This is a genomic window from Kribbella sp. NPDC006257, assembly GCF_040613535.1.
In the GTDB taxonomy this organism is placed as follows: Bacteria; Actinomycetota; Actinomycetes; order Propionibacteriales; family Kribbellaceae; genus Kribbella.
Genome location: NZ_JBEXSJ010000004.1, coordinates 97,975 through 117,971, shown reverse-complemented (window position 1 = coordinate 117,971; position 19,997 = coordinate 97,975). Strand labels below are relative to the sequence as shown.

At 67.8% G+C, this 19,997-nt stretch carries 22 protein-coding genes and 1 riboswitch; of the genes, 15 read left to right on the top strand and 7 right to left on the bottom strand.

Annotated features, from left to right (window positions below; genetic code table 11):
- Positions 1 to 142: 142 nt before the first annotated feature.
- A complete protein-coding gene (locus ABZ004_RS06635; protein WP_355678770.1) occupies positions 143 to 1,858 on the top strand; it encodes a DEAD/DEAH box helicase in 1,716 nt (571 codons plus the stop codon).
- Positions 1,859 to 1,928: 70 nt separating this feature from the next.
- Positions 1,929 to 2,561, top strand: a complete 633-nt coding sequence (locus tag ABZ004_RS06630; RefSeq protein ID WP_355678769.1) for a histidine phosphatase family protein — start codon at positions 1,929 to 1,931, stop codon at positions 2,559 to 2,561.
- A gap of 38 nt (positions 2,562 to 2,599) precedes the next feature.
- Here ABZ004_RS06630 and ABZ004_RS06625 read toward each other — a convergent pair whose 3' ends face one another.
- Positions 2,600 to 4,450 (bottom strand): DUF222 domain-containing protein, encoded by a 1,851-nt coding sequence (locus ABZ004_RS06625; RefSeq protein ID WP_355678768.1) that lies wholly within the window; start codon positions 4,448 to 4,450, stop codon positions 2,600 to 2,602.
- A gap of 134 nt (positions 4,451 to 4,584) precedes the next feature.
- Here ABZ004_RS06625 and ABZ004_RS06620 point away from each other — a divergent pair, with 134 nt between their 5' ends.
- The 4 genes from ABZ004_RS06620 (at position 4,585) to ABZ004_RS06605 (ending at position 7,315) form a co-directional block, all read left to right on the top strand.
- Positions 4,585 to 5,388: a hypothetical protein gene (locus ABZ004_RS06620; RefSeq protein ID WP_355678767.1), complete on the top strand. Its 804-nt coding sequence runs from the start codon at positions 4,585 to 4,587 to the stop codon at positions 5,386 to 5,388.
- Entirely contained in the window at positions 5,373 to 5,504 is a 132-nt protein-coding gene (locus ABZ004_RS06615) for a hypothetical protein (protein WP_355678766.1), read from the top strand. The genes ABZ004_RS06620 and ABZ004_RS06615 overlap by 16 nt, the downstream gene beginning before the upstream one ends.
- Positions 5,501 to 5,869: a DUF1304 domain-containing protein gene (locus ABZ004_RS06610; protein WP_355678765.1), complete on the top strand. Its 369-nt coding sequence runs from the start codon at positions 5,501 to 5,503 to the stop codon at positions 5,867 to 5,869. Before ABZ004_RS06615 ends, ABZ004_RS06610 begins: the two co-directional genes overlap by 4 nt.
- A gap of 66 nt (positions 5,870 to 5,935) precedes the next feature.
- Positions 5,936 to 7,315 carry an MFS transporter gene (locus tag ABZ004_RS06605; RefSeq protein WP_355678764.1) on the top strand — a complete coding sequence of 460 codons (1,380 nt, stop codon included), beginning with the start codon at positions 5,936 to 5,938 and terminating at the stop codon, positions 7,313 to 7,315.
- Positions 7,316 to 7,358: 43 nt separating this feature from the next.
- On the opposite strand, the gene ABZ004_RS06600 is transcribed toward ABZ004_RS06605, so the two are convergent.
- Positions 7,359 to 7,997, bottom strand: a complete 639-nt coding sequence (locus ABZ004_RS06600) for a LysE family translocator (protein ID WP_355678763.1) — start codon at positions 7,995 to 7,997, stop codon at positions 7,359 to 7,361.
- Between the two features lie 137 nt (positions 7,998 to 8,134).
- Positions 8,135 to 8,201: riboswitch (cobalamin riboswitch) on the top strand.
- 55 nt (positions 8,202 to 8,256) lie between these two features.
- On the opposite strand from ABZ004_RS06600, the gene ABZ004_RS06595 reads away from it, so the two are divergent.
- The 3 genes from ABZ004_RS06595 to ABZ004_RS06585 all read left to right on the top strand — a co-directional run bounded on the left by ABZ004_RS06595 (position 8,257) and on the right by ABZ004_RS06585 (position 9,832).
- Positions 8,257 to 8,451, top strand: a complete 195-nt coding sequence (locus tag ABZ004_RS06595; protein ID WP_355678762.1) for a CbtB domain-containing protein — start codon at positions 8,257 to 8,259, stop codon at positions 8,449 to 8,451.
- 65 nt (positions 8,452 to 8,516) lie between these two features.
- Positions 8,517 to 9,290 carry a CbtA family protein gene (locus tag ABZ004_RS06590; RefSeq protein WP_355678761.1) on the top strand — a complete coding sequence of 258 codons (774 nt, stop codon included), beginning with the start codon at positions 8,517 to 8,519 and terminating at the stop codon, positions 9,288 to 9,290.
- Positions 9,287 to 9,832, top strand: coding sequence for a histidine phosphatase family protein (locus ABZ004_RS06585; RefSeq protein ID WP_355678760.1), 546 nt, complete (start codon positions 9,287 to 9,289; stop codon positions 9,830 to 9,832). Before ABZ004_RS06590 ends, ABZ004_RS06585 begins: the two co-directional genes overlap by 4 nt.
- Positions 9,833 to 9,836: 4 nt before the next feature.
- On the opposite strand, the gene ABZ004_RS06580 is transcribed toward ABZ004_RS06585, so the two are convergent.
- Genes ABZ004_RS06580 through ABZ004_RS06565 form a run of 4 tightly spaced genes read right to left on the bottom strand, consistent with a single transcriptional unit; the run spans position 9,837 to position 12,432 of the window.
- Positions 9,837 to 10,214 (bottom strand): VOC family protein, encoded by a 378-nt coding sequence (locus ABZ004_RS06580; RefSeq protein WP_355678759.1) that lies wholly within the window; start codon positions 10,212 to 10,214, stop codon positions 9,837 to 9,839.
- Positions 10,211 to 10,837 (bottom strand): methyltransferase domain-containing protein, encoded by a 627-nt coding sequence (locus tag ABZ004_RS06575; protein ID WP_355678758.1) that lies wholly within the window; start codon positions 10,835 to 10,837, stop codon positions 10,211 to 10,213. Before ABZ004_RS06575 ends, ABZ004_RS06580 begins: the two co-directional genes overlap by 4 nt.
- 31 nt (positions 10,838 to 10,868) lie before the next feature.
- A complete protein-coding gene (locus ABZ004_RS06570) occupies positions 10,869 to 11,717 on the bottom strand; it encodes a fumarylacetoacetate hydrolase family protein (protein WP_355678757.1) in 849 nt (282 codons plus the stop codon).
- Positions 11,718 to 11,727: 10 nt separating this feature from the next.
- Positions 11,728 to 12,432, bottom strand: a complete 705-nt coding sequence (locus ABZ004_RS06565; RefSeq protein ID WP_355678756.1) for a GntR family transcriptional regulator — start codon at positions 12,430 to 12,432, stop codon at positions 11,728 to 11,730.
- A 139-nt stretch (positions 12,433 to 12,571) separates the two neighbouring features.
- Between ABZ004_RS06565 and ABZ004_RS06560 the strand changes: the two genes are divergently transcribed.
- From ABZ004_RS06560 to ABZ004_RS06535, 6 genes are read left to right on the top strand one after another with little or no spacing between them, the layout of a single operon-like run.
- Entirely contained in the window at positions 12,572 to 13,669 is a 1,098-nt protein-coding gene (locus ABZ004_RS06560) for a sugar ABC transporter substrate-binding protein (RefSeq protein WP_355678755.1), read from the top strand.
- Between the two features lie 27 nt (positions 13,670 to 13,696).
- On the top strand, positions 13,697 to 14,797 hold the full coding sequence (locus ABZ004_RS06555; protein WP_355678754.1) for a mandelate racemase/muconate lactonizing enzyme family protein: 1,101 nt from the start codon (positions 13,697 to 13,699) through the stop codon (positions 14,795 to 14,797).
- A complete protein-coding gene (locus ABZ004_RS06550; protein ID WP_355678753.1) occupies positions 14,794 to 15,873 on the top strand; it encodes an ABC transporter permease in 1,080 nt (359 codons plus the stop codon). The genes ABZ004_RS06555 and ABZ004_RS06550 overlap by 4 nt, the downstream gene beginning before the upstream one ends.
- On the top strand, positions 15,870 to 16,865 hold the full coding sequence (locus tag ABZ004_RS06545; RefSeq protein WP_355678752.1) for an ABC transporter permease: 996 nt from the start codon (positions 15,870 to 15,872) through the stop codon (positions 16,863 to 16,865). The genes ABZ004_RS06550 and ABZ004_RS06545 overlap by 4 nt, the downstream gene beginning before the upstream one ends.
- Positions 16,862 to 18,376 carry a sugar ABC transporter ATP-binding protein gene (locus tag ABZ004_RS06540; protein WP_355678751.1) on the top strand — a complete coding sequence of 505 codons (1,515 nt, stop codon included), beginning with the start codon at positions 16,862 to 16,864 and terminating at the stop codon, positions 18,374 to 18,376. The genes ABZ004_RS06545 and ABZ004_RS06540 overlap by 4 nt, the downstream gene beginning before the upstream one ends.
- The gene (locus ABZ004_RS06535; protein ID WP_355678750.1) at positions 18,373 to 19,215 is read left to right on the top strand and encodes an amidohydrolase family protein; all 843 of its coding nucleotides are present in this window, start codon (positions 18,373 to 18,375) and stop codon (positions 19,213 to 19,215) included. The genes ABZ004_RS06540 and ABZ004_RS06535 overlap by 4 nt, the downstream gene beginning before the upstream one ends.
- Positions 19,216 to 19,273: 58 nt before the next feature.
- On the opposite strand, the gene ABZ004_RS06530 is transcribed toward ABZ004_RS06535, so the two are convergent.
- Positions 19,274 to 19,912, bottom strand: coding sequence for a hypothetical protein (locus ABZ004_RS06530; RefSeq protein ID WP_355678749.1), 639 nt, complete (start codon positions 19,910 to 19,912; stop codon positions 19,274 to 19,276).
- Between the last annotated feature and the right edge of the window lie 85 nt (positions 19,913 to 19,997).

The window sequence follows — 19,997 nt, the reverse complement described above, 5'->3', positions numbered from 1 at the left end:
TGCCGTACACTAACCGTGACGGCGCGCCCAGTTCTGCCTCGCGCCGGTTCAGTGCATACGCTGCGCTAGCAGTCGACCACCACGCGCCGCGGCCCACCTGGCCGCGCCGGGCAGGACGACCCCCGATCTTTTGGAGTACTTCATGGCGGCACGCCGCCCCAGTAGCACCACGCCCAATTCCACTGTTCCTTCGACCACCGTTCGGCGCGCCCAGGGTGAGGCCCCTGCGCGGCCGCGGCGCCGGCGCCGTACAGGTGCCACCGGCAACAATCCGGAGCGCACTCAGCAGAGCACCGTCCGTGAGGAGACCTTCACCGAGGCTCCCGCGACCGTGATCGACGAGAACCTGACCTTCGACGACCTCGGCGTACCGGCCGGGCTGGTCAAGGCGCTGGCCGCGGCCGGCATCCTCAAGCCGTTCCCGATCCAGGCGGCGACGCTGCCGGACTCGCTGGCCGGCAAGGACGTGCTCGGTCGCGGCCGGACCGGCTCCGGCAAGACCTACGCGTTCGTCCTGCCGGTGCTCGCCCGCCTCACCACCAGCACCAGCAAGCGCCGGCCGAACCAGCCGCGCGCGCTGATCCTGGCGCCGACCCGCGAGCTCGCGACCCAGATCCAGGCCTCGATCACGCCGCTGACCGACGCGCTCGACCTGCGCACGATGACCATCTTCGGTGGCGTCGGCGCCGGTCCGCAGATCACCGCGCTGCGTCGCGGCGTCGACGTCGTGATCGCCTGCCCGGGCCGGCTCGAGGACCACGTCAAGACCGGTCACGCCAAACTCGACCAGGTCGAGATCACCGTGCTGGACGAGGCCGACCACATGGCCGACCTCGGCTTCCTGCCCGCCGTACGGCGCATTCTCGAAGCGACTCCGGCCAACGCCCAGCGACTGTTGTTCTCGGCAACGCTGGACGCCGGCGTCGACGTCCTGGTCAAGCGATTCATGAAGTCACCGGTGACGCACTCCGTCGACTCGGCGCAGTCGCCGGTCGCCAAGATGACCCACCACGTGCTGCACGTGCAGGCCGACACCCGGTTGCCGGTGCTCGTCGACCTGACCGCGGCACCCGGCCGCACGCTCGTCTTCACCAGGACGAAGTACGGCGCGAAGTCGCTCACCAAGAAGCTCATCGCGCAGGGTGTCCCGGCCGTCGAGCTGCACGGCAACCTGTCCCAGGGTGCCCGGACGCGGAACCTGGAGGCCTTCTCCGACGGTTCCGCCAAGACGCTGGTGGCGACCGACATCGCGGCGCGGGGTATCCACGTCGACGACGTCACGCTGGTGATCCACGCGGATCCGCCGATCGAGCACAAGGCCTACCTGCACCGTTCCGGCCGTACTGCGCGCGCAGGCGCCGAGGGCACCGTCGTCACGCTGATGACGGACGACCAGGTCCGCGACGTTCGCGACCTGACTCGCAAGGCGGGCATCGCGGCAACAGTCACCAAGCTCCGCGTCGGCGACCCGCTCCTCGCGAAGCTTGCTCCCGGCGAGCGCACCTTCGTCACCCCGACCGTCAAGGTCATCGAGGACGACGTACGCCGTACCGGTAGCTCCGGCAACGGCCGAGGCCGAGGCGGCGGCGCCGCAACCGGTCGCACGGCCTCAGCCGGTCGCGGTGCGTCCAGCGGTCGCGGTGCAGCTGGTGGCCGCGGCGGCGCTGGCGGTCGTGGCGGTTCTGCTGCAGCCGGTGGCCAGTCCACACGGGGCGCAAGCGCCGGCGTCGGTCGCTCCAAGGGCCGCGGCGGCTCAGAAGCGCCGAAGACCTACAGCACCACCACCCCAGGCTCCAGCTCCCGCCCCGCAGGTGCTGCAGCCTTCTCCGCCGGCACCCGAGCCGGCCGCAGCCGCTAACACCCGGCTAGTAAGAAGGGCCCAGTCTCCGGACTGGGCCCTTTCTGCTGGGGCCTGATCAAGGAGGGTTATGAGATACATCTATCTCGTTACGCATCCGGAGGCGCAGCATCACGTGGACGGGCTTGTCGGAGGGTGGTACGACTCCGAGCTGACAACCCGTGGGCGGCTGCAGGCCGAGAGCATCGCCGACGTGCTGGCGAGCAGGATCGGGCAGCAGCCGGTCGAGGTCTACTCGTCCGATCTACGGCGAGCCAGCGAAGCAGCAGAGCGGATTGCGCGGCGGTTCTCGGTCGAGGTTCGGAGTGATGCGCGGCTTCGGGAGAGGTCCAACGGCGAGGCGGACGGGAAGCCTCAGGCGTGGCTTGACGAGCGCCGGATTCCCCTTCCGGAGTACGGCGATCGACTTGGTCATCACGATGGGCCGGCTGGTGCCGAAACGCGACTGGCGTTGGTCGAGCGGCTGTACTCAGCGCTCGACGACATCGTGAGTCGGCCGGTCGAGACGCAGATCGTGGTGTCGCACGGATCCGCGTCGAGTTATCTGATCTCCGCCTGGATCGGGATGCCGATGCTGGCGACCGATCGCGGGTTCTTTCCGCTGAAGTCCGGAAGCATCACCACCCTGCGCCGCAACGACACCCACTTCAGTCATCAAGTTGTTGCCCTCAACGACATCCAGCACCTTCAGGCGGCGGAGTAGAGGAGGCCGGCCGGTCAGGCGACGCCGGGCATTGCCGGTCAGGCGGCGTCGGGTATCGCTGATTGGCCGGGTGGTGCTGTTTGGCCGGGTGGTGCTGGTTGGTCGGGGAGGGTGGGTGGGTCGAGGTAGGCGCGGCCGGTGGGGCTGATGAAGACGAGGGTTCCGGTGTCGGTGGTGTAGAGCTGCCAGTTGCCGTGGTGCTTGAGCCGGTGGTGGTGCCGGCAGAACGCTGCGAGGTTGTCTTCGTCGGTGGGGCCTTGGGGGAAGGGGGTGCGGTGGTCGAGGTCGCAGTAGTGCACTGGTGCGTTGCAGCCGGGGAATCGGCAGGTGCGGTCGCGGTCGCGGACGTGCTGGTCCAGTCCGGGGCTCGGGGTGTACCGGGCGGGGTCGGACTTGGGTGAGCGATCGGTCAGGCGGTATCGGAACTTGGCGCGGGTGAATGCCATCGCGAGCGCGTCTTGTGGGAGTCCGCCGTAGCCGTCGAGTTCTCCGCCGGTGCTGATCGTTCCCGTCGCGAGCGCTTCGGCTTCGGCGTAGGTGCAGTGGATCACCACCTGCACTGCCACGGCTGGGTTGAATCCCGATTCCGGTACCAGCAGTTCCTCTCCCGGACCGCTCACACCTGGATCACCATCACCGGCCGCGAACACGACGGCTCCGATCCCCGCGTCACTGGTGGCAGCGGTGGAGCCGCTAGCGGTGGCGCCGCTCGCGGTGGTGGCAGCGGTGGCGCTGATGCCCGGAGCACTAGTGGTGCCGCTGGCGTCGGCAGGTGCGGCGGGTGTGGCACAGGCGGGAGTAAGAGCGGCTTCAGGCACAGGCGCGGAGCCGGAGCGCCGCTCGGGTGCGGCCGGTGCGCCTGCGGGTGCGGACGCCGAGCGCCGGTTGGGCGCAGTGGGTGCCTCTGCGGGTGCAGATGCCGAGTGCCGGTTGGGTGCGCCGGGTGTCTCTGGGGGCGCGGACGCGGACCGCTGGTTGGGTGCGGCGGGTGTTTCTGTGGGTGCGGGTGCGTGGGTCTGATCGGGAGTTGGCGCCGCTGCGGGTGTGGGTGCTGTCGTGGGGGTGGGTGCCGGTGTGGCAGCGGGTGTGGTGGTGGGGGTGGTTTGGTCTTGGCCTAGGAGGCGGTGGACTGCTAGGTCGGTGCGGAGTTGGTCGAGGGTGCGGGGGTCGCCTGCTTGCTGGAGTTCGCGGCAGCGCTGGGTGAGGGCGGTCATGATGGCGGTGATGTCAATTGCCGAGGTGGACACGACCAGGTCGGCCATGCCGCCGTCGTGGGACTTGGTGTAGGTGGTGCGCTCGTATTGCCGCTGGGCGTGCAGCAGGGATTCGTATTCGGCCACGACCTTGCGGGCCTCGCGGTGGGCGATCTTCTTGATCTTGGACCAGCCGTAGCGGCGGCCCCAGGCCAAGACGATCTGTTCGACCGCGGCGCGGAGCCGGTCGTCGGTGATGATGGCCAGGGCGCGGGCGATGTTGTGCGCGGCGCTGACAGGCAGACCGCCGCGGCGCAGCAGGTCGAGGGTGGCGGGTAACCGGTCGACCAGGAGCGCGGCCAGGTTCAGCCAACGGGCCGCGGTCCGGCGGTGGGCGCCCATGACCAGGGCGATCTCTTCCGACACCGATCGCAGCACGTCGCCTGACCAGCGCCGCTCGGCCGGCCCGGCGAGCCGGTCACCGGGGCGGGGCTCGGAGTGGCCGAGGTCGGCCGACGGGCCCGACAACGTGCAGTGCACCCCGACCATCAGCTCGGCCTTGCGGGCGGCCAGCACCGATTCCAGTTGCTGGATCTTCGACAACTCGCTCAAAAGGTCATCGGTGGACAGCGTGGCGACCGGCGCGGTGACCACCGAGGTCAACGCGTCCGTCATCTCCACCAAGCTCTCGAACATACTGTCGATTATAGACCAGAATCCGACCCGCTAACCAATCGTCGGGAGACCTGTGGACAAGTCGAAATCCCAATCCAGCAAGGAAAAATGAGGGCTAAGGATCTCCTGGCCTCCGTCGGCAGGACAATGGGTTCGTGAAGGTGCGAACTGTTCTGGGTGACGTGGCGGCGGGCGAGCTCGGGGTCACCGATTCGCACGATCATTTGTTCTTCAGGAGTGCGCTGCTGGCAGGGCAGGAGCTGGATGATCCTGACGCTGCTGTGCAGGAGGCCAAGGACTTCAAGCAAGCGGGTGGCCGGACGATTGTGCAGTGGACGCCGTACGGGTTGGGGCGTGGGGCTGAGTGGCTGGCGAAGGTGAGCGAAGAGGCCGGCGTACATGTTGTCGCGGCGACGGGGTTTCATCGGGCTGAGCATTACGCCGTCGAGGTGGTGGAGCGGGTTCGGCCGAGATTGGCGGAGTTGTTCGTCGACGAGCTGACCAGCGGGATCGGCGCGACCGGGGTCAAGGCCGGGATGATCAAGGTCGCCGGGGGATTCCACGTGCTCGACGAACATGCGACGTACGTGTTGAGAGCTGCGGCGGAGGCGCATCTGCAGACCGGGGCGCCGATCGGGGTCCATCACGAGTTGGGTAGCGGGCCGGACGCAGTACTGGATCTTCTGACTGAGCAGGGCGTGCCGCCGGCGAGTGTGATTCTCGGGCATCTGAATCGCTTTCCCGATCATGAGCTGCATCTCGAATTGGCTGCGCGTGGGGCCTTCTGGCGTTCGACGGGCCGTCGCGGGCGAACAACGCGACGGATCCGCACCTGTTCGAGTGCCTGGCGGCGCTGGTCGATGGCGGGTACGCCGGGCAGTTGCTGCTCGGCGGCGACACGACCACGGCGCGAGCGCGGGCGGCCACCGGTGAAGGGCCGGGGATGCCCTATCTGCTGACCGGCATCAGGCCGCGGCTGATCCGCCGGTTCGGCGAGGACCTCGCCACCCAGGTGTTCGTCACCAACCCAGCTTCCGCGTTCGCGGCGGCCTGGGGCGGTACGGTTCGCTCGTGAATACCGTCGCGCAGATCTTCGTCGGCCTCGCCGGCGCCTTCCATTTGGCTGTCTTCGTGATGGAGAGCCTGCTGTTCACCAGGCCGAGTGTCTACCGGCGCTTCCTGGTCCCGAACGAGACCGAGGCCGCGGTCGCGGCTCCCTGGGCGCTCAACCAGGGCTTCTACAACCTGTTCCTGGCGATCGGTGCCATCGGCGGTCTGATCGCGGGCGGCGACAAGGGACACGCGATCGCGCTGTTCGCCTGTGCCTGTATGGCGGGCGCCGGGCTTGTGCTGGTCGCGACCAACCGGAAGATGGTCCGCTCTGCCGTCCTGCAGGCCGGTCCGCCGATCATCGCCTTGGTCCTCGCCGCCGTCCTCTAAACCTTCAAGTGCACTTGAAGCCGACTGCTTGACTTCAAGTGCACTTCAACAACAACGCTTCTCGGCATGACCGCAATCGCTGAGATCCCCACCGAACAGTCCACCGGCAAGGCGCCCGGTGTTCTTGCGCCGCCGTACCGGGCCTTGACGATCGGGATGGTCGCGCTGACCACCTTGATCGCGTTCGAGGCACTCGCGGTCGCGACTGCCATGCCGACCGTCGCGCTGGCGCTGAACGGACTGCCGCTCTACGCGCTGGCCTTCGGTGGTCCGCTGGCCTCCGGCGTGGTGGGCATGGTCGTGTCCGGCACGTGGAGCGACCTGAAAGGCCCGGCTCGCCCGCTGTGGCACGGGACCGCCTGGTTCCTGGCCGGCCTGCTGATCGCCGGGCTCGCACCCTCGATGGAAATCCTGGTCATCGGACGTTTCATCCAGGGCTTCGGGGCCGGCCTGCTGACAGTTGCCATGTACGTCGTGGTCGGTCACCTCTACCCGGCTGCGCTCCGGCCGAAGATCTTCGCCGCCTTCGCCACCGGCTGGGTGGTGCCGTCCCTGGTCGGCCCGGTGATCGCGGGACTCATCGTCGAGCACACGAGCTGGCGGATCGTCTTCCTCGCCGTACCCGCGATGGCGATCCCGGCCGCGCTGGTGATGCGCCCGGGCCTCTCGCAGGCCGGGAAAGAGACTCAGCAGAGCGACCAGCGGATCTGGGGCAAGCAAGCACTCTGGGCGGTCGCCGCGGCCGTCGGTGTCGGGGTACTCAGCTACGGCGGGCAGCAGCACGGAGCTCTGCAGATCGCGCTCGTAGCAATCGGCCTGGCAACAGTCGCCGTCTTCGCACCGAAGCTGCTGCCGAGCGGAACGTTCAAGCTGCGCCCCGGACTCCCCTCGGTGATCGCGCTGCGAGGGCTGGTCGCCGCGTCCGGATTCGGTGCCGAGGTGTTCCTGCCGCTGATGCTCACCCGCCAGCGCGGACTTTCGCCGGCCTTCGCCGGACTGGTCCTCACCGTGAGCGCACTGAGCTGGACCGCCGCCTCCTGGTACCGCGGACGCCCGAAGCAGCCCTTCTCGCATGCGGTCTTCCTGCAGGCCGGGATGATCCTGATCGTGCTCGGCATCGTGACCGCAACGCTTACGCTGAACCAGAACGTGCCGGTCCTGGTCGGTGTGCTCGGCTGGAGCCTCACCGGGCTCGGGATGGGCACCGTGTTCCCGACGGTCTCGGTCCTGACGCTGGAGTACTCGAGCCTCGCGGAGCAGGGCGCGAACAGCTCGGCCCTCTCGCTCAGCGACTCGTTGTCGACGGCAACGGTCCTGGCGATCGGTGGCTCTCTCTTCGCCGCCATCGAGCCGCACTGGCCGATCCCGGCCTACCTCACCGCCTTCGGGGTGCCGGCCGTCATCGCCCTCATCGGAGTCCTGGCGGCCCGTCGTACGGCCCGCTAGTACGCCGCACGCGGTCGCCAGTACGCCGTACGCGGTGTGAGCCTTACTCCTTCGAGCCGGTGACCGCGATGCTCGCGCCGAGGCCGATGATCATCAGCCCACCCGTGCCGCCGACGAGTTCGAGGCGGCGCGGGGAGCTGGCGAACCACTCCCGGGCGGTACCGGCGACCAGCGCCCAGAGGCCGTCCGAGCAGAGCGCGATGGTGATGAAGATCAGCCCGAGGCCGAGGATCTGCAGCGACGCGGGCCCGGCGTTCTTGTCGACGAACTGCGGCAGCACCGCCGCGAAGAACACCGCCGTCTTCGCGTTCGTGACGCCGACCAGGAAGCCCTGCCGCAGCACGCGCCGCGCGCGACCCGGTTTGACCTCGCCCGCCAGAGCCGCCGCGAGTGACTTGCGGGTGCGGACGGCGTGCACACCGAGATAGATCAGGTACGCCGCGCCGGCCAGCTTCACGACCGTCAGGACGACGGCGCTCGCGGCGATCAGCGCGCCGAGACCGAGGGCGACGGCGACCAGCATCACGGCGGCGCCGGCGGTGTTGCCGAGCATGGTCAGGACGGCCTCGCGACGGCCGACGGCGAGCGCCCGGCCGACGATGAACAGCACGCTGGGCCCGGGCACGACGATGATGACCAGGGCGGTGATCGCGAAGGCGATCAGGTGATGAGCGGACGGCATGAGCCCACTGTAAGTTGCGTCAGCCCAGGACGCAGCTGGGTTTCACCGGGTGGGAAAGATCACCCGCCACGCCGTTGTCCGTTGCCCTGGCCGATCGCGGCGGCTACGGTTCGGGAGACAACCTGCGGTGCCATGAGGGAAACCGGTGAAAGTCCGGTACGGCCGCGCCACTGTGAGCGAGCTCCGGCTCGTGAGTCAGGACGCTCGGGCACCAGCAGCCTTTCGAAGGGGACGCGCACTTCCCTAGGAGGTTTTTCCCATGGCCGCACCTGTTTCCGCCGCCGTACCGGCGCTCTCGCCGCGCCTGCTGACGCTCGCTCTGCTGACCGTCGGCCTCGCGCTGATGCTCGCCTACCTGGTCGGCTTCGACCAGGGCGCGCTGTCCCGCTCCGGGATGTACATGCACGAGCTGATGCACGACGGCCGGCACCTGCTCGGCGTGCCCTGCCACTAGGCAGCTCTGTCTTCACTCCTTTCACCACACCTCGCCCCTAGGGCGATCGGAAAGACAGGTCTGCCATGCGTACCTTCGGATCCCTACTGGTGCGCGGCCTGATCGTCGGCCTCTTCGCCGGTCTGCTGGCCGGAACCTTCGCCTTCGTGACCGGCGAGCCGCGGATCGACTCCGCGATCGCGATCGAAGAGGCCAACGGAGCCGCGCACTCCCACGACGCCGGCGCCGAGCATGAGCACGAGCACGCCGCGGAGGAGAAGCCGCTCGTCAGCCGTGACGGTCAGCGCGCCGGACTCTTCCTCGCCACTTCCCTGTACGGCGTGGCGCTCGGTGGCATCTTCGCTGTCGGCTTCACCCTGTTCCGCCGCAAGCTGCGGACCAAGAGTGACACCTACGCCGCCCTCGGCCTGGCCGCGGCCGGGTACGTCGGGATCGTGCTGGTCCCGTTCTTCAAGTACCCGCCGAACCCGCCCGCGGTCGGCGATCCGGACACGATCACCAAGCGCACCGTGACCTACCTCCTGACGCTCGTGATCGGGCTGCTCGCGGTGTGGGCCGGTGTCGCAGCGTCCCGCTGGGTGCAGCGGTTCGGCGAGGTGCAGTGGATCCGGCTGGCCGGCGGCGGACTCGCGGTCGTCGCCACCGTCGTGGTGGCGTACCTGATCCTGCCGAAGATCAACGAGGTGCCCGAGACCTTCCCGGCCACCTTGCTCTGGCAGTTCCGCCTTGCCTCACTTGGTACCCAAACGGTGCTGTGGACGTTACTCGGAATCGGCTACGCTGCGGCGATCGATCGGCGTACGCCGGTAGTCGCTGACTCGAAGGTGGTTGCCGCTTGACCGCGCTGACACTCGTCGCCCACGCCCTCACGCCGGCGTTGCGGGGACTCGTTCTCGGCGGTGCTGCCGAGCCGGACGTGGCCAGTCTCGAAACAGCCCGCGAACTGAAGTTCGACGGGGATCTGGTGTTCGCCGGCCCGGAGCCTGCCGCGGTGAAGACCGCCGAGGCGTTCGGGCTGACCGCTCAGGTGGAGCAGGCGCTGCGTGATCGTGAGTACGGCGACTGGACCGGGCGCAGCCTGGAGGAGTTGCTGACCGCGGACCCGCAGGCCGTGGCCGGCTGGCTGGAGCACCCGCACACCGCTCCGCCCGGCGGCGAGAGCGCGAACGACGTGCTCACCCGGGTCGCCGACTGGCTGGGTGACATCGCTTCGGACGCTTCGGAGACCGTGGTCGCCGTGGTGCACCCGGCCGTAGTACGGGCTGCTGTTCTTTACGTGCTCGAAGCGCCGGCCGAGTCTCTTCGTCATGTCGATGTGCGACCGCTGTCGGTGGTCCGGTTGTCCGCGCACACCGGGTCCTGGTCACTCGTCTTCGGATAGGCGGTCAGCTGCTGGCGGCCCGTTCTGCGGCGCTGCGGAGGACGCAGAACTCGTGCTCTTCGGGGTCGAGCATGACGACGAAGCCCAGGCCGTTGGGCTCACGGTGGTCGTGGGCGATGGTGGCGCCCAGAGCGAGCAGGCGCTCCACCTCTTCGTCGCGGGTGGTGTCCGGTTCCAGGTCCAGGTGGACCCGGTTCTTCGCGGCCTTGACGTCGTTGTTCTGCTCGAACAGCAGCGACACCGAGTCCGTGACGACCGCGGCGTACGGATCGCCGGGATGATCGTCGTCCGGGCGTTCGACGCCGAAGACCTGCAGCCAGAATCCGGCCAGCTGGTAGGGATCGCGGCTGTCGAAGGTGACGTTGCGCACCTTGGAGGTCATGAGTCTTCCTTGTCGAACAGCAGGCAAGCGCCGGGTCGATCGCCGTCCAGGTCGAGGCCGATGGTGGTCTGCAGGACGAAGCCCGCGTCGGCCGCCACGGCCGAGATCTGCTCCGGCGTCCGGCGGTGCACATGGACCGACATCGGATGGCCACCGTATCCGGAGGTCTTGTGCGTGCTGTCCGTCCCGACGTGGAAGCCGACCAGCAGCCGGCCGCCGGGTGCGAGCACGCGATGGAACTCCGCGAACGCCTCGGCCAGCGCCTCCGACGGCAGGTGGATGACGGACCACCAGGAGACGATGCCGCCGAGTTCGCCGTCCGGCAGGTCCAGCGCGGTCATCGAGCCGACCTCGAACCGGAGCTCCGGATGATCGCGGCGGGCGACCTCGATCATGCCGGGGGACAGGTCGATGCCGAACGCGTCCAGGCCGAGGGACCGCAACAGTGCGGTGACCCGGCCTGGTCCGCAGCCGGCATCGAGAACCTGTCCACCCGCGCCGACCAGCGAGGCGAAGTTGGTCAGGATCGGGAGCTCCTCCGGGAAGCCGCTGTCGACGATGCGCGCATAGTCGGCCGCGACGGTGTCGTAGGAGACCCGGATGTCGTCGAGATAAGTAGTCACGTGGCAGACGCTAGAGCCCGCCGTCGACAATTCAGGCCTTGCCGAGCGGCTGCTTCTGCCGGCCGAGGCCGTCGATCTCGCACTCGACGGTGTCCCCGGGCGAGAGATACGGGAACCGGCCCGACAGGGCGACGCCTTCCGGCGTACCGGTGTTGACGAGGTCGCCCGGATCCAGGGTCATGTACTGCGACAGGTCGCGGATCACCGCCGCCACCGAGAAGATCATGTCGCGGGTGTTCGAGTCCTGCCGGATCTCGCCGTTGACCCAGGACCGGAGTCCGAGATTCTGGGCGTCGACCTCGTCGGCCGGGACCAGCGAAGGGCCGAGCGGGTTGAAGGTCTCGCAGGCCTTGCCCTTCGACCACTGTCCGCCGGACACCTCGAGCTGGAGGGCCCGCTCGGACACGTCGTTGGAGACCGTGTACCCGGCGATGCAGGCGAGGGCTTCCTCGTCGGTCTCGAGGTACCGGGCGGTCTTGCCGATCACGACGGCGAGCTCGACCTCCCAGTCGGTCTTGGTGCTGCCGCGCGGAACCAGCACCTCGTCGTACGGGCCGACGACCGTGTTCGGGTGCTTGAAGAAGACGACCGGGTTGGCCGGCGGTGCGACGCCGGACTCGGCAGCGTGCGCCACGTAGTTCAGGCCGATGCAGACCACCGCACCCGGCTTCGCGATCGGGGCGCCGGTCCGCAGGCCGTCGACGGAGGTCGCAGGCAGCGAGCCGGCCGCCAGCGCGGCGCGGGTCCGGGCGATCCCGTCCGAGGAAAGGAAGGCGCCGTCGATCTCGGCGGTGACGGAGCTCAGGTCGTAGACGGTGCCGTCGGCGTCGCGCACATACGGGCGCTCCTCACCGACCGCGCCGAGGCGCAGCAGTTCCACAGACTCTCCCTTAAGAGATCGCTTCTTGGTCGAACACGGGACGCAGTCGCGCCCGTGAGGCTTCGATGTGGGATCGCATCGCGGCGATCGCCTCGTCCGGCTCACCCTTGCGGACGGCCGCGACGATGGTCTTGTGCTCGCGCAGCGCCTTGGTGGCGATCCCGCCGCCGTAGTACAGGCGGAACAGGTGCAGGTGGCAATGCGTGCGCGCGAAGGACTGCCGGGCCGTCTCGTTGCCGGACAGCTCCAGCACCAGGTCGTGGAAGCGCTGGTCGTGCGCGGCCATTGCCTTGTAGCTGTCGTAGTCGGGACGGTCCGGTACGTCGGTGTAGCTCAGCATCTCGTCCTTGAGCCGGGCCAGGTCCTCGGTTGCCGCACGCTCGGCAGCACGCCCGGCCGCCCAGGGCTCGATCAGCAACCGGTACTCGAAGAGGTCCTCGAACTCTTCCCGGGTCAGCTGGGAGGAGACCCGGTAGCCACGCAGCGGCTCCTTGATCACCAGGCCGTCGGACTCCAGCCGGGCCAGCGACTCGCGGATCGGCGTCTGGGAGATGCCCAGCTCCCGGGTCAGGGCGTCGATGTTCAGCCGGGTGCCCGGCTCCACGACGCTGTCCATGATCAGGCCCTTGACCGTCTCGTAGACGTCGTCACTCAGTACCTGGCGCTGGGGCAGGCGGCTGAGCTGCCCCGCCAGACCCGCATGAGCATCTGTCACAGTCGCTCCTCCCGAAGCCCTCATTCTGCCGGATCGCCGGGTATACACAGTCGTTGCCTACGCAACTCTTGACGGCACCAGTGTGAACCGGCAGCATCAGCTACGCAATATCCTATAGGATCTATGAGGAGTCGGCCCCATGAGCACCCCATCGTCGTTGTACCGCAGGACCGCCGCCGGGCTGGCTCTGGTTGCGCTGGTCGCAACGGGCTGTAGCACCAAGAACTCGGGCGACACGGCCGGTGGAACCAGTGGAGACGACGCCTCGACCGGTACGTCGGGCGGCCCCGTGGTGCTCAAGGACGGCTCCAAGGTGAAGCTAGCCCTGATCCCGGGCGGCGCGCACCCCTATTTCCAGCCGTGGAAGACGACCGCCGAGCAGGACAAGACCGACTTCAAGCTGGCCGGCGCCACCTTCAACGAGACCGGCGAGTGGGACCAGGGCAAGCAGAACAACGTGATCAACTCGCTCGCGGCGCAGGGGTACAACGCGTTCGGCATCTTCGGGGTGTCGCCGACCGACATCAACTCCACCTTCGAGGACCTCAAGTCCAAGGGGTTCGCGGTCGGCTCGCTGGCGTCCTGCCCGGCCGGGGACACCAACTCGGCCGACTTCTGTCTGTCCACGGACGTCGAGGCAGCGGCGTACAAGGCGGCCAAGGCAGCCATCGACGCGATGGGCGGCGAGGGTGCGCTGGTCCACCTGACCGGCAACAACGTCGACTCCAACACCCAGCGGCGGATCGCCGGCGTCCGCAAGGCGATCGCCGAGACGAACGGCAAGGTCACCGAACTGTCCGTGATCACCGACATCGACGAGGACCTGCAGACCGCGCAGAAGGCGGTCGCCGACCTGCTCGCGTCGAAGGGCAAGGACATCAAGGGGATCGTCACCACGGCGTACAACCCGGCCGTCGCCGCGGCCGACGGGGTGGCCAGCAGCAAGCTGCCGATCAAGGTGGTCGCGATCGACGACGACGCCAAGATCCTGGCCGCGATCAAGAGCGGTGGGGTGGCCGCGACGGTGACCCAGAACCCGGTCGGCCAGGCGTACGTCGGTGGCTGGCTGCTCGCGCTGCTCGGCTCGAAGCAGTGCACGATGAAGACGCCCGGCGTGATCGTCGACTCCGGTTCCTTCATCGTCACCAAGGACAACGTCGACACCTACGACACCGAGCGGAAGGCGAAGACGGCCCAGCTGCAGAAGGACTTCGCAGCGCAGCTCAGCTGCCAGTAGCCGTAACACCCCTCGATGAACGGACCGATGAGCTTGCCCAAGACAACGATCACCCGCGCCGAGGCCTTCCTGGTGGACCTCGAGGTGGAGACTGTCCGGACCGACGCGGTGCAGGCGTTCCTCAAGCAGGAAACGGTCTTCGTCGAACTGGAGACGACCGAGGGGCTGACCGGGCTCGGCTACTCGTACACGATCGGGACCGGCGGCACCGCCGTACTGGCGATGCTGCGCGATCACCTGTTGCCGCGCCTGGTCGGGGCGGACGCGCGCAACCTCGAGGCGATCTGGTTCGATCTCTTCGCGTCGACGCGAGCCACCACGGTCGGTGCCATCACCTCGCTGGCGCTGGCCGCGGTCGACACCGCACTCTGGGATCTGCGTTGCCTGCGCGCCGGTGAGCCCTTGTGGCGGCTGGCCGGCGGCTATCGGCGCAACGTGCCGTTGTACGACACCGAGGGCGGTTGGTTGCATCTGACAACGGATCAGCTCGTCGCCGGTGCGCTGGCCTCGCAGAAGGCGGGCTGGCCCGGAGTGAAACTCAAGGTGGGTAAGCCTCGCGTGCATGAGGACGTCGAGCGGCTTACCGCAGTACGGGATGCTGTCGGTCCCGCGCTCGACATCATGGTCGATGCGAATCAGTCGATGACGTACGCCGAGGCGAAGCGCCGGGCGCATGCCTTCGAGCCGATCGACCTCACCTGGTTCGAGGAGCCGATGCCGGCCGATGATCTGACCGGGCATGTCCGGCTGGCCGAGTCCACCTCGATCCCCATCGCGGTCGGTGAGTCGATGTACTCGATCTCGCAGTTCCGCGAGTACGTCGCCTCCGGCGCCGCCGGGATGGTCCAGGTCGACGTCGCGCGGATCGGCGGCATCACGCCGTGGCTGAAGGTGGCGCACCTGGCCGAGACCTTCAACCTGCAGGTCTGCCCACACTTCCTGATGGAGATCCACGTCAGCCTGACGGCCGCCGTGCCGAACGGCCGGTACGTCGAACACATCCCGCAGCTCCGGGCGATCACGCACACCGAGATGGAGATCGTCGACGGGCACGCGGTCGCGCCGGACCAGCCTGGCCTCGGGATCGACTGGGACCGCGACGCGATCGACAACCGGCGGGTCTCGTGAGCGCGCCGGTCTCGGAAACGGCGACGGCGGCGCTCCAGGACGCCCCGGTCGAACAGCCACAAGGCGGCCGGACGCCATGGTGGGCGAACCAGCGGATCGGCCTGCTGATCCTGGTGGTCGTGCTGTCGGCGCTGTTCGGCATCCTGCGACCCGCCTTCTTCAACCAGCAACTCGTCGTCTTCCCGTTGCTGCGGGACATCGCGATGTTCACGGTCGTCGGACTGGCCCAGTTGTGCGTGCTCTCGATCGGCCACATGAACCTCGCGGTCGGCCGGATGGCAGCCTTCTCGATGATGATCACCGGCATCTCCTACGACCTCTGGCACTTCAGCCTGTACGCCGGGTTGCTGGTCGGCCTCGTCGCCGGAACCGCGATCGGCGCGCTCGCGGGCTGGGTGATCGCACGGACCGGGGTGAACTCGTTCGTCGTCACGCTCGCGCTGGACTTCCTGCTGCTCGGGTTGATCCCGTTGGTCTACACGGCGTTGACCGACAACGCAGCCTTCGTCACCAAGCCGCCCGGCATGCGTGAACTGCGGAACTACTCGTTGGGCGATGTCTGTATCGGCAACGTGTGCGGTTCGCCGGCCGTGCCGCAGCTGACTCTCTTCGCGGTGATCGCGATGGCCGTCGTCGGCTGGATCTACAGTCGCACCAAGCTCGGCCGGGAGCTGCTGATGACCGGGACGTCGGTGAAGGCGGCCGAGCTGTCCGGGATCCCGACCGCGCGCCGGGTGATCACGGCGCACGCGATGTCGGGCTGCCTGGCCGCGCTCGCCGGATTCATGCTCGCGGTCAGCACTGGGTCGATCAAGGCGACCATCGGTGACGAGTTCATGCTGCCGTCGTTCCTCGGGCCGATCCTGGGCGGGACGTTGCTGGCCGGCGGGTTCATCTCCGTCTGGGGCACGCTGCTCGGGACCGCGCTGACCACGGTGATCCGCAAGGGGCTGGATCTGCTCGGCGTGGGCCTGGAGAGCCTGAACATCTATCTCGGCCTGATCCTGCTGGTGGCGTTGTCCACCGACCGGATCCGAACAGTGCTGTCCGACCGGCAGGGGGTGCGGAAACGATGAAACGCTTCGCGCGGTCGACCGAGATGACGCTGCTGGTGATCTGCGTGGTCTTCTTCGTCGGGCTGGTGATCGCCTCCGACGGTGACCTGCTCTCAGCGAATTCCTTGAGAGTGCTCCTTCAGTTCCTGGCGGTGCCCGTCCTGATCGGATTGGCTCAGATGGTGGTTCTCGCTGTGGGACAACTCAACCTGGCCGTCGGTGCGATCGGTGGATTCGCCGCGGTCTCCATGGGCGTGCTCATGGCCGAGCACGGCGTACCGGTCTTCCTGGCACTGCTGATCGGCTTCCTGCTGGCAATGGTCGCCGGGTTGGTGAACGGGCTGCTTGTGGTGCTGACCCGGATCAACGGGTTCATCGTCACGCTCGCCACGATGACGGTGCTGCTCGGCGTGCAGTACAGAGTCGTCGGAACGCGTACGGTCGACGACTATCCACAGAGCTTGAAGAGCTTCGGCTCGTACGCCGTGTTCGGGGTGCTGCCGTTGATCTTCCTCGTCGCCCTGGTGGTCGCCGGGCTGCTCGCGATGATGCTGCGCCGGACCGTGCCTGGACGGCAGCTGCTCGCTTCGGGCGGGAACCCTATCGCTGCAAGGCTTTCCGGGATCTCGAACGATCGCTCGGTGATCATCGCCCACACACTCTCCGGGGCGATCCTCGGCGTGGCGGCCATCCTCACCGTCGCGTCGTCGCCGGGGGTGAACAAGAGCATCGGCGGCGACTGGCTGCTGCCGAGCTTCGCGGCGCCGATCATCGGCGGCGCCTTGCTCACCGGTGGATCGGCGGTCATCCTCGGCACGGTGCTCGCGGCCTTCATCGTGCGCTTCGTCGATACGGCCCGGGCGGAGTTCTCGCTCGAACCGAGCTGGGTGAACTTCGTGGTCGGGGCGGTCGTGCTCGGCTCGGTGGTCCTTGGTCAGCTCCGGACCCGCCGGCAGGAACGCCGTACGGTCGTGAAAGCGCCGGACGCGGCCGTAGCCGGAGGTGTGTCATGACGTTGTTCCTGGCTGATCGCGTGGACAAGTTGTTCCCGGGTGTGCGGGCGCTCGATGGGGTGACGCTCAAGCTCGAAGCCGGGTCAGTGCACGCGTTGCTCGGCGAGAACGGTGCCGGGAAGTCGACGCTGATCAAGGTGATCACCGGGCTCTACAAGCCCGATGGTGGGCGGATGGTGCTGGATGGCAACGAGGTGCACTTCGGGTCACCGCACGAGTCGGCCTCGGCCGGGATCGGCGTGGTGCATCAGGAGCGCAACCTGATTCCCGGGTTCACCATCGGCGAGAACATCCTGCTGCAGAAGCTGCCGACGTCGCGTGGCCTGGTGGACCGCGCTGCGATCCGGACCGAGGCGGCGCGCTGGCTGGCCGAGCTGGACCTGGATCTTGATCCGGACCTGCCGGTGACCGAGCTGTCGGTCGCGCAGGCGCAGCTGGTCGAGATCGCGAAGGCACTGTCGGTGGAGAGCCGGGTGTTGCTGCTGGACGAGCCGACCGCGTCGATCACGCCGAACGAGGCCGAGCGGCTCTTCCGGGTGGTCGAGAAGCTGAAGAACGACGGGCGTTCGGTGCTCTTCGTGAGTCACAAGCTCGAAGAGGTCTTCCAGATCTGCGACACCGTGACGGTGCTGCGGGACGGCTCGTCGGTGCTCGAAGCGGGTCCGCTGGCCGACCTGACCCGCGACCAGGTCGTCGACCTGATGGTCGGCCGGGTGCACGAGGCGCTCACGCTACCTCCGCGGACTGTTGCCGACGGGGCGCCGCTGCTGGAGCTGTCAGGAGTCGGTACGGCGACGGGCCATGCGGAGGTGGATCTCAGCGTCCGGCCGGGGGAGATCGTCGGTCTCTACGGACTCGTCGGCGCTGGGCGGAGCGAGCTCGCGAAGGCGTTGCTCGGGCTGGATCGGATCACTGCGGGCGAGGTCCGGGTGCGTGGCGAGGTGGTGCGGATCCGGAACGTCCGGGATGCGCTGCGCAACTACAAGATCGGGTACGTCACGGAGAACCGGAAGGAAGAGGGCGTCTTCCTCGAACAGTCGGTCAGCCGCAACATCGCGGTGACCGTCTGGGATCGGCTGCGGAAGGCACTCGGGTACGTGCCCGCTAAAGCCGAGGCGGCGATGGTGGCGGAGTATGTCGAGCAGCTCGGGATCCGGATCGCCTCGCTGGCCCAGCTCGCCGGGACGCTGTCCGGTGGGAACCAGCAGAAGGTGTCGCTGGCGAAGTGGCTGGCCGCGAAGACCGAGATCCTGATCATCGACGAGCCGACGGTCGGCATCGACGTACGGACCAAGGACGCCTTCCACACCTTGATCTGGGACCTGGCGGCGAACGGGCTGGCGATCCTGTTGATCACCTCGGACCTGCCGGAGATGATCACGCTGGCGGACCGGGTCGTGGTCATGCGCGACCACCGGGTCCAGGGCGAGGTAACCAACGACCACAACTACGACACGATGAGCCAACGAGTCATCCGACTGATCCACGCGGAAGGAACAACAGCGGCATGAGCGGGCGGGTGGATGCGCATCATCACATCTGGGATCTGGCGGTGCGGGAGCAGACCTGGATGGTGGGGGCGGAGTTGGAGCCGATCCGGCGTAATTTCTCGATCGACGACCTGGCGCCGCTGACGGCCGACGCCGGGGTGACCGCGACCGTGCTGGTGCAGACGGTCGGCGTACCGGAGGAGACACCCGAATTCCTGGAAGTTGCTGCCAGCAACGATTTGGTGGCCGGGGTTGTGGGCTGGGTCGATCTGACCGCCGACGATGTCGCGGATGCGCTGGCCGCGTTGAAGGAACGCGCCGATGGTTCGTGGCTGAAGGGCATCCGGCATCAGGTGCACGATGAGCCGGACCAGCGCTGGCTCTGTCGGGACGACGTACGCGCCGGGCTGAAGGCGGTGGCCGAGGCGGGCTTGGTCTACGACTTGCTGACGAAGACGCCACACCTGCCATCCGCGGTCGAGACAGCGGCGGCGTTGCCGGAGCTGACCTTCGTGGTCGACCACATCTCGAAGCCCGTCGTCGGTGGAGATCTGGAGCCCTGGGCAACAGACCTGCGCGCGCTGGCCGCGTTGCCGAATGTTTCCTGCAAACTCTCCGGGATGGTCACCGAGGCATCCTGGACTGATTGGAAGGTGTCGGACCTCAAGCCGTACGTCGAGGTCGTGCTCGACGCATTCGGCCCCGACCGGGTGATGTTCGGCTCCGACTGGCCGGTCTGCCTACTGGCCGCCTCCTACGCCGAGGTAGTAGAAGCCGCCGAAGCCCTGACCTCCGACCTCACCCCCGACGAGCAAACCGCAATCTTCGAAACCACCGCCCGCCACACCTACCAGCTCTAACCACAGGTCCCCCCGAACCGAGACTTCCCCCGAGTCGCTGCCCCTCCAACCTGGTTGGCTACGGGAGGCGGACGTAGTCTCGGGTGGCTGTGTTGACGACTGCTTCGAGGCCGGGGCGGTCCTGCGGGCGGCCGCCGGCGCTCAGCTCGAGGTCGGTGGTGTTGGCGCCGAACGCGTTGGTGAAGCGATCCACCACCAGGCGGGTCGTGCTGCCGTCCGTGTACGAGTAGACCAGCGTCGTGTAGTGGAAAACGACACCCTCGAACGACGGGTTCGTGGCCTTCATCGAGCCGTTGGTCTGGGAGATCAGCTTGTAGCCTTTCACTCCCTGCAGTGCCGCTTTCTTCTGCGCCACGACCTTCGCGACCGGCGTCGCCCCCTGGTAGACGCCGTTCACGCGCAGGTTCCACAGCTTGTTCGAGCTGGTGAACTTCGCCTCGAACGTCGACAGCTTCACCATGTTCCAGCCCTTCGGCGCCAAGATGACGACACCGAGCTCGGTCTTCGGATCACCCCAGGACTGGTGGACGTACTTCACCTGCGCCGGCGTGAGTGCCGGAACAGCCGCCTGTGCCTGAGCGACAGTCTTGGCAGCGGCGTTGCCGGTGCTGGCGACCGCTGCGGTGGCGAGCCCACCGCCGGCCAGTACTGCGACAGCCGCCGCGAGTCCGGCGGTGCGGGTGAGGTTGAACTTCATGGTGATCTGCCCCCAAGGCTTTCATTTCGGTTGGTTACGAAGCCTTGGATGTCCCGGTCGCCGGCAAAGTTCGGAAGAAACTTTT

Excerpts from the sequence above, each read along its gene's own strand:
- ABZ004_RS06560 (WP_355678755.1), top strand. The coding sequence starts at position 12,572 with ATGAGCACCCCATCGTCGTTGTACCGCAGGACCGCCGCCGGGCTGGCT.
- ABZ004_RS06535 (WP_355678750.1), top strand. The coding sequence starts at position 18,373 with ATGAGCGGGCGGGTGGATGCGCATCATCACATCTGGGATCTGGCGGTG.
- ABZ004_RS06530 (WP_355678749.1), bottom strand. The coding sequence starts at position 19,912 with ATGAAGTTCAACCTCACCCGCACCGCCGGACTCGCGGCGGCTGTCGCA.
- ABZ004_RS06540 (WP_355678751.1), top strand. The coding sequence starts at position 16,862 with ATGACGTTGTTCCTGGCTGATCGCGTGGACAAGTTGTTCCCGGGTGTG.
- ABZ004_RS06555 (WP_355678754.1), top strand. The coding sequence starts at position 13,697 with ATGAGCTTGCCCAAGACAACGATCACCCGCGCCGAGGCCTTCCTGGTG.
- ABZ004_RS06615 (WP_355678766.1), top strand. The coding sequence starts at position 5,373 with ATGCCCTATCTGCTGACCGGCATCAGGCCGCGGCTGATCCGCCGGTTC.
- ABZ004_RS06625 (WP_355678768.1), bottom strand. The coding sequence starts at position 4,450 with ATGTTCGAGAGCTTGGTGGAGATGACGGACGCGTTGACCTCGGTGGTC.
- ABZ004_RS06600 (WP_355678763.1), bottom strand. The coding sequence starts at position 7,997 with ATGCCGTCCGCTCATCACCTGATCGCCTTCGCGATCACCGCCCTGGTC.
- ABZ004_RS06605 (WP_355678764.1), top strand. The coding sequence starts at position 5,936 with ATGACCGCAATCGCTGAGATCCCCACCGAACAGTCCACCGGCAAGGCG.
- ABZ004_RS06630 (WP_355678769.1), top strand. The coding sequence starts at position 1,929 with ATGAGATACATCTATCTCGTTACGCATCCGGAGGCGCAGCATCACGTG.
- ABZ004_RS06590 (WP_355678761.1), top strand. The coding sequence starts at position 8,517 with ATGCGTACCTTCGGATCCCTACTGGTGCGCGGCCTGATCGTCGGCCTC.
- ABZ004_RS06545 (WP_355678752.1), top strand. The coding sequence starts at position 15,870 with ATGAAACGCTTCGCGCGGTCGACCGAGATGACGCTGCTGGTGATCTGC.
- ABZ004_RS06580 (WP_355678759.1), bottom strand. The coding sequence starts at position 10,214 with ATGACCTCCAAGGTGCGCAACGTCACCTTCGACAGCCGCGATCCCTAC.
- ABZ004_RS06595 (WP_355678762.1), top strand. The coding sequence starts at position 8,257 with ATGGCCGCACCTGTTTCCGCCGCCGTACCGGCGCTCTCGCCGCGCCTG.
- ABZ004_RS06635 (WP_355678770.1), top strand. The coding sequence starts at position 143 with ATGGCGGCACGCCGCCCCAGTAGCACCACGCCCAATTCCACTGTTCCT.